This window comes from Pseudoroseicyclus aestuarii, assembly GCF_003217255.1.
GTDB lineage: Bacteria > Pseudomonadota > Alphaproteobacteria > Rhodobacterales > Rhodobacteraceae > Pseudoroseicyclus > Pseudoroseicyclus aestuarii.
The window spans coordinates 611,783-623,212 of the sequence record NZ_QJTE01000002.1; the positions used below are offsets into that span (position 1 = coordinate 611,783).

The following is an 11,430-nucleotide window of genomic DNA, read 5'->3' on the forward strand; positions in this document are numbered from 1 at the left end:
CGGCCCGCGTGCATCGCTGCAGTCGCACGCCGGGACTGGCCGGCGCCGGCGCGCTGGTGCAGGGTGGCCTGCGCAAAAGAGGCTCGTGATGACAGGCAGATCCCGCATTCTTCATGCCCGCAGACCCGGCGGCGCGCCTTGCCGCGACCGCCTGGCCCGGACCTCGCGCGGTTTGCATGACGAAAACGTGACCCTGACGCGGGGCGCTTGCGCAGCCCGCCGGCGGGGTTGAGCCATGCGCAGGGGGTTTCCCGTGGCGCGTGCGGGGCAGTCGGTGGGGCTGCTGGGCGGATCCTTCGATCCGGCGCACGAGGGGCACGTGCAGATCACGCTCGCGGCGCTGCAGCGCCTGCGGCTGGACCGGGTCTGGTGGCTGGTCAGCCCGGGCAACCCGCTCAAGCCGCGGGGGCCGGCGCCCATGGAGGAGCGCATCGCCGCGGCGCGCGCGGTCATGCGCCACCCGCGGGTCGCCGTCACGGATATCGAGGCGCGGATCGGCACGCGCTACACCGCGCAGACGCTGCGGCGGCTGCAGCAGCTGTATCCCGGCGTCGATTTCGTCTGGATGATGGGCTCGGACAACCTCGTGCAGCTGCACCGCTGGCAGGACTGGCGGCAGATCATGGATACGGTGCCGGCCTGCGTCTTCGCCCGGCCGGGCACGCGGCTCTCGGCCAGGCTCAGCCGGGCGGCGCGGGTCTATCGCGGCGCGCGCCTGCCCGCCCATGCGGCAGAGCGTCTGGTCCGCGCCGCGCCGCCGGCCTGGGCCTATCTGAACCTGCCGCTGAACCCCGCCTCCTCGACCGAGATTCGCGCGCGCGAGGCCATCGCTCGCAGCCGCGGTCCCGAGGCCGTGAAGCCACTGGCCGTTGCCGCCGGTGATGCGGCTGACTAACCTGCGCCGCAAGACCAAGACCGAAAGGGCAGGCAGAGTGGCGGCAGGCAGCAGGATCACCCGGCGGGCGTTACTGGCGGGGGGCATCGGCAGCATCGCCGGCGCGGCCCTGGCCGAGGGCCCGCTGCGCAGCCTGCGCCCCATGGCGCGCAGCGGCGCGGCGCCCGCGATTTCCACCGGCCCTGTCGTCACGGATCTGCGCCCGCAGGCGCGGCTGTCGCTGGCCGGCATCATCGAGGAGGCGCGGCTGTCGGGCGCGACCTCGGTCGCCGTGGCCGACAGCAACACGGGCCGCATCCTCGACGCCCATGCCGATACCCTGCGCCTGCCGCCCGCCAGCGTGACCAAGGCGCTGACGACGCTTTACGCCATCGACGCGCTGGGCGCGGATCACCGCTTCGCCACCCGGCTGATCGGCACCGGTCCGATCAATGGCGGCGTGCTCGAAGGGGATCTCGTGCTTTCGGGCGGCGGCGATCCGACGCTGACGACGGACGATCTGGGCGCGATGGCGCAGGCGCTGCGCGATGCGGGCGTGGCGCAGGTGCAGGGCGCCTTCCGCGTCTGGGGCGGCGCGATCGAGGGCCGGCGCGAGATCGATCCCCAGCAGCTGCCGCACCTTGGCTACAACCCCGCCGTCTCGGGGCTGAACCTCAATTTCAACCGCGTGCATTTCGAATGGGCGCGGCAGGGCGGCGATTGGCGCGTGACGATGGACGCCCGCGCCAGCCAGTACCGCCCCGAGGTGCGCAGCAGCCGGATGACCGTCGCCGACCGCAGCACCCCGGTCTATACCTACCGGGACGTCGAGGGGGTCGATACATGGACCGTGGCCTCCGGCGCGCTGGGCACCGGCGGATCGCGCTGGCTGCCGGTGCGCAACCCCGCGCTCTACGCGGGCGAGGTGCTGCGGGTACTGGCGCTGGCGCAGGGCCTCGACCTGCCCGAGCCGCAGGTGCAGGACACCGCGCCCGAGGGCGCCACGCTGGCCGAGCATATGTCCCAGCCGCTTGCCCCGATGCTCGAGGAGATGCTGCTCTATTCCACCAACCTCACGGCGGAATGCATCGGCCTTGCCGCCAGCGCCGCGCGCGCCGGGGTGCCGCAGGGGCAGGCGGCCTCGGCCGGGATGATGAACGACTGGCTGCGAGAGGTCTTCGGGGCCGAGGCGCGCTTCGTCGATCATTCGGGCCTTGGCCAGGCCTCGCGCATCAGCGCGGCGCAGATGGTCACGATCCTTGCGACGGATCGGGCCAAGCGCGACCTGCGCCCGCTTCTGAAGTACATCACGCTGATCGACGGGCAGGGAGAGGCGCTGGCCACCCCGCCGGGCATCGTGCAGGCCAAGACCGGCACGCTGAACTTCGTCAGCGCGCTGGCGGGCTACGAGCGGACACGCGACGGCGTCGACCTGGCCTTTGCCATCTTCAGCGGCGATCCCGAGCGGCGGCAGGCAGCCTACGAGGCGGGGGACGAGATCCCCGAGGGCGCGCGCGGCTGGAACGGGCGGGCCAAGTGGATGCAGCAGCGGCTGCTCCAGCGCTGGGGCTTCGCCTTCTCGCAGCGCGCCGCCGAGATCGAGGATGCGGCGCAGGGCGCGAGCCTCGTCGATCTGCCGGCCGACCCGCCCGCCGCGTTGCTGGAGGACGACAGCGACCTGCGCGGCGGCGACTGACGGCGGGCCTCTAAGGGCGGCGTGGACGGGTAGTGGGGGAACGTTTGCCCCGCGAAAATCGTTTGCATTTGTCCCTTGGCACGCCGGCCCTCGGATGCCCCAAGGAGACGTCCGTTGGTCCAAGCCCATATCAACCGCATCGCCACAGCCGTGCCCGATCACCAGGTGCACGACTATTTCCTGGCCTTCGCCGCGGCCAATCTGCGTGCCACCCCGCGCGAGCAGGCGACCTACCTGAAGATGGCCGCCCGCTCGGGCATCGAGCGGCGCTATTCCTGCATCCACCCCAGCCCCGACCCCGAGGGACCCACAGTGGATGTGGACGGCTTCTTCCCGCGCGGCGCCTTTCCCGCGACCAGCGCACGGATGGATTTCTATGAGCGACATGCCGGCGATCTGGCGATGCGGGCCATCGAGGCGCTGGACCTTGGCGCCGGGGCTGCGGGGATCACCCACCTCGTCGTCGCCAGCTGCACCGGCATGGCGGCGCCGGGCCTCGATCTGGAGATCGTGCATCGCGCCGGGCTGAACCCCTCGGTCGAGCGGACGCTGATCGGCTTCATGGGGTGCTATGCCGCGATCAACGCGCTGAAATACGCCCATCACGTCGTCCGGTCCGAGCCCAAGGCCCGCGTCCTCGTCGTGAACTGCGAGCTTTGCACGCTGCATCTGAAGGAAACCCGCGACCTCGAGCAACTGCTGACCTTCAGCATCTGGGGTGACGGCGCCTCCGCCGCGCTGGTGACGGCAGAGCCGCAGGGCATCGCGCTGGACGGCTTCCACGCGTTGCTGGCCCGCGCGGGGCGCGAGTTGATGACATGGTCCGTGCGCGACGACGGCTTCGACATGGTGCTGTCGGGGCAGGTGCCGGGCGCGGTGCGGCAGGTGCTGGGTGAGAACCGGGAGGCCTTTCTCGGCGGGCGCGAGCCCGATCAGATCGCGCTCTGGGCGGTGCATCCGGGCGGGCGGTCGGTGCTGGACGCGGTGGAGCGGGTGCTGGACCTGCCGAAGACGGCGCTGGACCCCTCGCGCCGGGTGCTGCGCGAGAATGGCAACATGTCCTCTGCCACGGTGATGTTCGTGCTTGCAGCGATGCTTCGGGACGGTCGCGCAGGGGAGGCCGGCTGCGGCATGGCCTTCGGGCCGGGGCTGACGGCCGAGACCATGACCTTCCACATGGCCGCCTGATGGCCAGCCTCGCCGCCCGCAGGCTGACACCCGAGAGGCTGGACGATCTGCCGCCCTCCGATCCGGCCGCGCGGGCCTCGCGCCGGGACCTGCGGCGGATCAACGCGCTGATGGCGCAAGGGAAAATCGGGGCGGACCTCGTGCGCGCCCATGCCGCCACGCCGCCGCGCCGCATCGCCGACCTCGGCTGCGGCGACGGTACCGGGGCGCTGCGGCTGCTGCGCCGGCTGGGCCGCGCGCCCGAGGGCGGGACGCTTGTCCTTACCGACCGGCAGCCGGTGGTGACCTCGGCGGCGCTGGACCCCTTGGCCGCGCTGGGCTGGCAGGTAGACGTCGTGGCGGCGGATGTCTTCGACTACCTGGACGCGGGCGGGCGGCACGACCTGATCGTTACCAACCTCTTCCTGCATCATTTCGAGGGGCCGGAGCTGACCCGGCTGCTGCATGCTGTGGCCGGCGCCAGTGATCTTTTCGTCGCGACCGAGCCGCTGCGCAGCCGCCTCGCCCTCTGGCCCAGCGCGCTGCTGGGCCTGATCGGGGCCAATGGCGTCACCCGCCACGATGCCCGTGTCAGCGTCGAGGCCGGCTTTCGCGGGCAGGAGATGTCGGACCTCTGGCCCGGCACGCCGCTGGCCGAGGGGCGGCGCGGCGCCTTTACCCAAGGCTTCGCCGGAAGGGGGCTGCATGGCTGACGCCATCGTCATCGGCGGCGGCCCTTCGGGCGGCGCGGCGGCCATCGCGCTTGCAGCACAGGGCCGGGAGGTGGTGCTGATCGAGAAGGCGGCCTTCCCGCGCCGCAAGGTCTGCGGCGAGTTCCTGTCGGCCACCAGCCTGCCGGTCCTCGCGGATCTGGGCATTGGCGCGGATTGGGCCGCGCAGGCTGGGCCGGAGGTGCGGCGGCTGGCCCTTTTTGCCGGGCGCCGCACCGTCGAGGCGCCGATGCCGGGCGGGCAGGGCTATGGCCGTGCGCTGGGCCGCGACGTGCTGGACGAGATGCTTCTGGACCGCGCCCGGGCGCTGGGGGTTCAGGTCCTGCAGCCCGAGCGGGCGGAGCGCATCGCGCGGGAGGGCACGATGGGCGTGGTCACGACCGCCTCGGGTGCCGCGCTGCGCGCCCCGCTGATCGTCGCCGCCCATGGCAGCTGGGAGCGGGGCGGCCTGCCCAGCCACCTGCCCAAGCAGCACGCGCCGGGCGACCTGATGGGGTTCAAGGCGCATTTCCACGCGGCGCGGCTGGCGCCCGACCTGATGCCGCTGCTCGCCTTTCGCGGCGGCTTCGGCGGAATGGTCTGGGCCGATGCGGGGCGGATGTCGGTCTCCTGCTGCATCAGGCGGGACGTGCTGGCAGAGGTGCGCCGGCCCGGCGAGGCCGCGGGAGAGACGCTTGAACGGCACCTGATCGCCGAATGCCGCGGCGTCGCCGAGGTGCTGGAGGGCGCGCAGCGGATCGGGCCCTGGCTGGCCGCCGGACCGATCCGCCCGGGCCTGCGCCCGGGGTTCGAGGAGGGCATTTTCCGCGTCGGCAACCTTGCCGGGGAGGCGCATCCCGTCGTGGCCGAGGGCATCGCCATGGCCGTGCAATCGGGCTGGATGCTCGCGCGCGCGCTGGAGGGGGCGGCGCTGGAGGATCCGGCGGCGCTGGCGGCGGCGGGCGCGGCCTATGAGCGGGCCTGGCGGCGGCAGTTCGCGGGGCGCATCCGTGCGGCGGCGCTGTTTTCTGCCTTGACGATGCACCCCTCGATCAGCGCGCCGCTGGCGGGCGTGGTGGCGCGGGCGCCTTGGGTGCTGACGCAGGGCGCGCGGCTGAGCGGCAAGACGCGGGCGATCCGGCCCCCGCGATCGGGGCGGGTCGCGGGAGAGTCTTTCTAGGCGGCGCGGGGCGCGCCGCGCAGGGGGCGCTGCCCCCTGGGGCCTGCGGCCCTACCCCCGGGATATTTGCCAAGAGAAGAGGGGGCGCGGCTTACAGCGTCATGTGGCGGGCGCGCGCGCCGCGTTCGATGGCGGCGGCATGCAGGCGGTCGATCTCGAGCTCGTAGCGGATTTCCTCGAGCATGCGGCCCTCGCCCTCGGTGACGGTGCCGTCGGAGGCCGCGACATCGCAGGAGAGCGCATAGGCTGTCTCGAAGAGCCGTTCGGGCAGCGCCTCGCGGATCAGGCCGAAGAGCGCGTCGAGGCCATCTTCCTGCTCGAGCAGGTCGAAGACGAGGTCGGCGACGGGGCGCATGTGATCGGCGTCGTAATCGGCGAAGACCGGCAGGTGATTGACGATGGTGGTGATGCGCACGAGCTCGGCGGTGCGGATCGTCTCGTCCGCGGCCGAGACGGCGATCATCAGCGCGCAGAGCGCGTCCTGGGCGGTCAGCGAGGCCGTGTCGTTCATGGCGCGTCTCCCGGTCTGCGCGATCTTACCCGGGTTTACGGGCAGCGGGCCCGCCCGGCAAGCCGCGGCGCGGGCCTGCCGGATTGACGCGCGGCCGCGCCGGGGCCTAGAAGTCCGCGGTTTTTGAAGGAGTGCTGCACGATGGCCGATCTGCGCGACGTGGCGATGACGAGCAAGGCCTGGCCCTTCGAGGAGGCGCGCGCGCTGCTCAAGCGCTACGACAAGGCCCCGCCGGAAAAGGGCCACGTGCTGTTCGAGACGGGCTACGGCCCCTCGGGGCTGCCGCATATGGGCACCTTCGGCGAGGTGCTGCGCACCACGATGATCCGCCGCGCCTTCGAGGTGATCTCGGAGATCCCGACGCGGCTGATCTGCTTCTCGGACGACATGGACGGCATGCGCAAGGTGCCCGAGAACGTGCCGAACCAGCAGATGATGCAGGAGAACCTGCAGCGCCCGCTGACGGATGTGCCCGATCCCTTCGGCACCCACGACAGCTTTGGCGGGCACAACAACGCGATGCTGCGCCGGTTCCTGGACGAATTCGGCTTCGAGTACGAATTCGTCAGCGCGACGGAGTTCTACCGCTCGGGCCGCTTCGACGAGACGCTGCGCCGCGCGGCCGAGAAATACGACGAGATCATGCAGGTCATGCTCGCCAGCCTGCGCGAGGAGCGGCAGCAGAGCTACTCCTGCTTCCTGCCGATCCACCCCGAGACGGGGCGCGTCCTTTACGTGCCGATCAAACATGTCGACCCGAAGGAGGCGACCGTCACTTTCGACGACGAGGAGGGGCGCGAATGGACCCTTCCGGTCACGGGCGGCAACGTGAAGCTGCAGTGGAAGCCGGACTTCAGCGCCCGCTGGGCCGCGCTGGGCGTCGATTTCGAGATGTACGGCAAGGACCACGCCGCCAATACGCCGCTTTACGACAAGATGTGCCGCATCCTTGGTGGGCGGGCGCCGAACCACTTTACCTACGAGTTGTTCCTTGACGATCTCGGGCAGAAGATCAGCAAGTCCAAGGGCAACGGCCTGACGATGGACGAATGGCTGACCTACGCGGGCACCGACTCCTTGAGCTACTTCATGTACCTCAAGCCCAAGACCGCCAAGCGGCTGCATTTCGACGTGATCCCGAAGATGGTAGACGAATACCACCAGCAAGTCCGCGCCTTCGAGGGGCAGGACGAGAAGGCGCGTCTGGCCAACCCGGCCTGGCACATCCACCGCGGCAACGTCCCGGCAAGCGACATGGTCGTGCCGTTCCAGATGCTGCTGAACCTCGCCACCGTGGCGGGGGCCGAGGACAAGGAAACGCTCTGGGGCTTCATCCGCCGCTATGCGCCCGAGGCCTCGCCCGAGACGCATCCGGGGCTGGACGGCGCCGCCGCGCGAGCCGTGCGCTATTACAATGACCGGGTGAAGCCGACGCGGACAGTGCGCCAGCCCGACGAGAAGGAGCGTGCCGCGCTTGAGGATCTGGCGCAGCGCCTGCGGGGCTGGGACGAGGCGCCGGACCCCGAGGCGCTGCAATCCATGGTCTTCGCCGTCGGCAAGGAGCACGGGTTCGAGCCGCTGCGCGACTGGTTCAAGGCGCTTTACGAGGTGCTGCTGGGCGCCAGTGAAGGGCCGCGCTTCGGCGGCTTCATCGCGCTTTACGGCGTCGCGCCCACGGCCGAGCTGATCGAGGCGGCGCTGACCCGCGAGGGCTGAGGCGCAGCGTCAAGCCGTCTCGGCGGACCTGTCGCGCAGCTTCCACAGCCGCTTCCAACGAGCGGCGAGAGCCTCGGGGCTTTCGGCCAGAAGGCGCGGGCCTAGGGCAAATGCGCGCTCCTCGATCAGGGCGCGCTCGTCCCAGACCGCCTGCATCAGGGCCTGCTTCGGGCCATCGGCCAACTCGGCCTGCCGCAGGCGCGGCTCGAAGGCGTCGAGGTCGTGGTGCTGACCCAGCAGGTCGGCCAGGGTTCTGGCGGCCTTGCGGTGGCTCTTCATCCCCTCGGGCCAGAGGAGGGACAGAAGCCGCGTGTGGTACCAGTGGTCCTTCACGCGCTTGCGCCAGTCGTGCAGCGCCTCGGCGTCGCGGCTGCGCTCGGCCTGGCGCATGGCGGTTTGCGCCCGCTCGTAGGACCGCGCCAGCCCCGGCTCGATGGCGGACCAGCCCTTCGGCTTGATGTGCCAGTGCGCGGCACTGTCGTGGATGTCCTGAAGGGCGCCGCGGAAGCGGTCGATCCGCTCCTCGATATCGGCGGTGCCATCTGCGGCCTCGCGATCCTCGGTCAGCTGCCGGCGCAGGGGCGTCAACCTACGGCGGTCCAGCCGGTCGGCATGGGCCGCCGAGACACGCTCGAAGGTTTCGAGCAGGACGGCGCGGTCGCGCTGGCTGGACAGCAGGCGTCCTGCCTCGCGCAGATGGTCGTTCTGCGCCTTGTAGTCCGAAAAGCCTCCGCGGATCAGGCGCAGCAGACCCCGCGTCTTCTTCACCGCTTTGCGCGCCTCGTGCACCGCGGCATGGGGATCAGTCGGCGCCTCCAGCCCCGCGACGGCTGCGGACAGCTCTTCGCGGGCGATGCGGCGGGCACCCTCGGCGAGGCTGGGGTCGGTCGGGGCGAAGCGGTAACTCATCCTCCTCAACCGGCTGCGGCGCGGCGGGGTTCCCGCAAGGCTTGCGCCGGGGCAGGGGCGGGGATAGGACGCAGCGGCTTTTCAGGAGGGCGCTATGGGCTTTCGCATGGGAATCGTCGGGCTGCCGAATGTCGGCAAATCGACGCTGTTCAACGCGCTGACGAAGACGGCGGCCGCGCAGGCCGCGAATTTTCCGTTCTGCACGATCGAGCCGAACGTCGGCGATGTCGCGGTGCCGGACAGCCGGCTGGACGCGCTGGCGAAGATCGCCGGATCGAAGCAGATCATCCCGACGCGGATGACCTTCGTCGATATCGCGGGCCTCGTGAAGGGCGCGAGCCGGGGCGAGGGCCTTGGCAACCAGTTCCTCGCGAACATCCGCGAGACCGATGCCATCGCCCATGTGCTGCGCTGTTTCGAGGACGGCGACGTGACCCATGTCGAGGGGCGCGTGGACCCGGTCGAGGATGCCCAGACCGTCGAGACGGAGCTGATGCTGGCTGACCTCGAGTCGGTGGAAAAACGCATCGCCGGCCTGTCCCGCAAGATCCGCGGCGGCGACAAGGAGGCGGTCGATCAGGACCGCCTGCTGCGCGCGGCGCAGGAGGCGCTCTCCGACGGACGCCCGGCCCGCACGGTCGAGATCTCCGAGGACGACCGCAAGACCTGGCGCGGCCTGCAGCTGCTGACCTCCAAGCCCGTCCTCTACGTCTGCAACGTCGAGGAGGCCGCGGCCGAGTCCGGCAACAGCCAGTCCGCCCGCGTGGCCGAGATGGCCGCCGCCGAGGGCAATGCCCATGTCGTGATCTCGGCCCAGATCGAGGAAGAGATCGCCCAGCTCGACCCTGAAGAGCAGGCGATGTTCCTGTCCGAGATGGGGCTGGAGGAGCCGGGCCTCGACCGGCTGATCCGCGCTGGCTACGCGCTGCTGCACCTCGAGACCTACTTCACCGTGGGTCCCAAGGAGGCGCGCGCCTGGACGATCCCGGCGGGCACGATGGCGCCGCAGGCCGCCGGCGTGATCCACGGCGATTTCGAGAAGGGCTTCATCCGCGCCGAGACCATCGCCTACGGTGATTTCGTCACCCTGGGCGGCGAGGGGCCGGCGAAAGAGGCCGGCAAGATGCGCTCCGAAGGGAAGGGCTATACCGTCAAGGACGGCGACGTGATGCACTTCCTCTTCAACACCTGAGGGCGGTTGCGGCGCGGTCGGGCCTGTTGCAGTCATGGCGGGGAAGGGAGCCCCGCCGATGACCGACCTCAGCCTGCGCCGCAACCGGGAGCGTGACCTTGCGCCGCTGTCCCGCCTTCTGACCGACGAGGCGGAGCTGCGGCTGGTCAATCCCAGCGCCAAGTTCCCCTTCGATCCGCTCGAATGGCAGGAGAAGTGGCTGGGCGATCTGGACGACGAGTCCTTCTACCTGCTGGACGCGCAGGGGCAGGAGGTCGGCTTCTTCGCCCTGCGCCCCGGCATCGGCCCCGAGCAGCGCCACCTGGCCTATGTCTTCGTCGCCGAAGAGGCGCGCGGCGGCGCGGGCGAGCAGGTCGCCGCCCTGGTCGAAGAGGCCGCGCGCGCCCTGCGCGCCCTGACCGTGACCCTGAAGGTCGAGGCCGACAACCTGCCCGCCCATGCCGCCTATGTCTCGGCCGGCTACGAGGAGATGTCGCGCAGCGGCGACATGGTGACGATGCGGCTGGACCTCGATTAACCCGGCGCCGCGGGGCGCATCGCCTCGATCACCGCGCTGAGGGCGCGGCCGGGCTGGCGCTGGCCATGCCGCAGCATGGTGAAGGCGCGCGGCGGCAGCGGCAGGTCGACGCGGCGCAGCGCGCCGGTGGCGATCAGCGGCCCGGCGACACTGCTTGAAAGGGCCGCGGCAGCCGGCCCCTGCACCGCGTTGAGCACCGCCTCGTTCGAGGGCAGCACCAGCCCGATCCGCAGATCGCGCGGCGCGACCCCAAGAGCCGCGAGGGCGGCCTCGAATTCCGACCGCGTGCCGGAGCCTTCCTCGCGCATGATCCAGGCCGCGCCCTGCGCAAGATCGGCCAGCTTCGGCGGCGTCCCGGCCCAGGGGTGATCCGGCGCGACGAGGACCACCAGCTCGTCCGTCGCGATCACCTCGGCCAGAAGGGCGGGGGCCGCGACGAGACCCTCGATGAAGCCCAGCTCTGCCCGGCCCTCGCGCACCGCCTGCGTCACCTGCGCCGTGTTGCCGAGGGTCAGCCGCAGGTCCAGCCCCGGCTGCGCGGCATGCAGCCGCATCAGCCGCGGCGGCAGCCAGTGGTTGGCGATGGTCTGGCTGGCGTGGATCTCGACCGTGCCGCGCAGCGCCCCGCCGGCGCCATGCTCGGCCAGCGCGGCCTCGGCGTGGTGGGCCGCCGCCAGCACGGCGCGGGCCTCGGGCAGAAAGGCGCGGCCGGCGCGCGTCAACTCGATCCCGCGGCCGACGCGATCGAAGAGGCGGGCGTTCGAGCGATCTTCGAACGCGCGGATCGCGGCGCTGGCAGCCGAGGGCGTCATGTTCAGCACCTGCGCGGCGCGGGTCAGGTGCTGCCGCTCCGCCACGGCGACGAAGATGCGAAGCTGGTCGAGGGTCATGACAGACCGTTCATCTTAGCCGAACGATATGTCAAGAACTATTCGATTTACCTTCAAGGCCCATAGGC

General features: G+C 71.1%; 11 protein-coding genes. 8 read left to right on the forward strand and 3 right to left on the reverse strand.

The features are described 5' to 3' along the window. Window positions 1–235 precede the first annotated feature (235 nt). The 5 genes from DFP88_RS07775 (at window position 236) to DFP88_RS07795 (ending at window position 5,627) form a co-directional block, all read left to right on the forward strand. Window positions 236–895 carry a nicotinate-nucleotide adenylyltransferase gene (locus tag DFP88_RS07775; protein ID WP_110813867.1) on the forward strand — a complete coding sequence of 220 codons (660 nt, stop codon included), beginning with the start codon at window positions 236–238 and terminating at the stop codon, window positions 893–895. Window positions 896–932: 37 nt separating this feature from the next. Next, window positions 933–2,570 (forward strand): D-alanyl-D-alanine carboxypeptidase/D-alanyl-D-alanine endopeptidase, encoded by a 1,638-nt coding sequence (gene dacB / locus DFP88_RS07780; RefSeq protein ID WP_245904733.1) that lies wholly within the window; start codon window positions 933–935, stop codon window positions 2,568–2,570. Window positions 2,571–2,684: 114 nt separating this feature from the next. After that, window positions 2,685–3,758, forward strand: a complete 1,074-nt coding sequence (locus DFP88_RS07785; protein WP_110813869.1) for a type III polyketide synthase — start codon at window positions 2,685–2,687, stop codon at window positions 3,756–3,758. Continuing rightward, window positions 3,758–4,450: a methyltransferase domain-containing protein gene (locus tag DFP88_RS07790; RefSeq protein ID WP_110813870.1), complete on the forward strand. Its 693-nt coding sequence runs from the start codon at window positions 3,758–3,760 to the stop codon at window positions 4,448–4,450. Before DFP88_RS07785 ends, DFP88_RS07790 begins: the two co-directional genes overlap by 1 nt. Then, entirely contained in the window at window positions 4,443–5,627 is a 1,185-nt protein-coding gene (locus tag DFP88_RS07795; protein ID WP_110813871.1) for an NAD(P)/FAD-dependent oxidoreductase, read from the forward strand. Before DFP88_RS07790 ends, DFP88_RS07795 begins: the two co-directional genes overlap by 8 nt. A 91-nt stretch (window positions 5,628–5,718) precedes the next feature. Here DFP88_RS07795 and DFP88_RS07800 read toward each other — a convergent pair whose 3' ends face one another. Then, window positions 5,719–6,138, reverse strand: a complete 420-nt coding sequence (locus DFP88_RS07800) for a tellurite resistance TerB family protein (RefSeq protein ID WP_110813872.1) — start codon at window positions 6,136–6,138, stop codon at window positions 5,719–5,721. Window positions 6,139–6,279: 141 nt separating this feature from the next. Here DFP88_RS07800 and DFP88_RS07805 point away from each other — a divergent pair, with 141 nt between their 5' ends. Beyond that, window positions 6,280–7,854, forward strand: a complete 1,575-nt coding sequence (locus DFP88_RS07805; RefSeq protein ID WP_110813873.1) for a lysine--tRNA ligase — start codon at window positions 6,280–6,282, stop codon at window positions 7,852–7,854. A gap of 9 nt (window positions 7,855–7,863) precedes the next feature. Here the strand turns inward: DFP88_RS07805 and DFP88_RS07810 are convergent, their stop codons facing one another. Beyond that, window positions 7,864–8,763 carry a CHAD domain-containing protein gene (locus tag DFP88_RS07810; protein ID WP_110813874.1) on the reverse strand — a complete coding sequence of 300 codons (900 nt, stop codon included), beginning with the start codon at window positions 8,761–8,763 and terminating at the stop codon, window positions 7,864–7,866. A 94-nt stretch (window positions 8,764–8,857) separates the two neighbouring features. Between DFP88_RS07810 and ychF the strand changes: the two genes are divergently transcribed. Next, window positions 8,858–9,955, forward strand: a complete 1,098-nt coding sequence (ychF, locus tag DFP88_RS07815) for a redox-regulated ATPase YchF (protein WP_110813875.1) — start codon at window positions 8,858–8,860, stop codon at window positions 9,953–9,955. Between the two features lie 58 nt (window positions 9,956–10,013). Next, window positions 10,014–10,472 carry a GNAT family N-acetyltransferase gene (locus DFP88_RS07820; protein ID WP_110813876.1) on the forward strand — a complete coding sequence of 153 codons (459 nt, stop codon included), beginning with the start codon at window positions 10,014–10,016 and terminating at the stop codon, window positions 10,470–10,472. On the opposite strand, the gene DFP88_RS07825 is transcribed toward DFP88_RS07820, so the two are convergent. Continuing rightward, window positions 10,469–11,362 carry a LysR family transcriptional regulator gene (locus tag DFP88_RS07825; protein WP_110813877.1) on the reverse strand — a complete coding sequence of 298 codons (894 nt, stop codon included), beginning with the start codon at window positions 11,360–11,362 and terminating at the stop codon, window positions 10,469–10,471. The two genes, DFP88_RS07820 and DFP88_RS07825, sit on opposite strands and share 4 nt — an antisense overlap. Window positions 11,363–11,430: the final 68 nt, after the last annotated feature.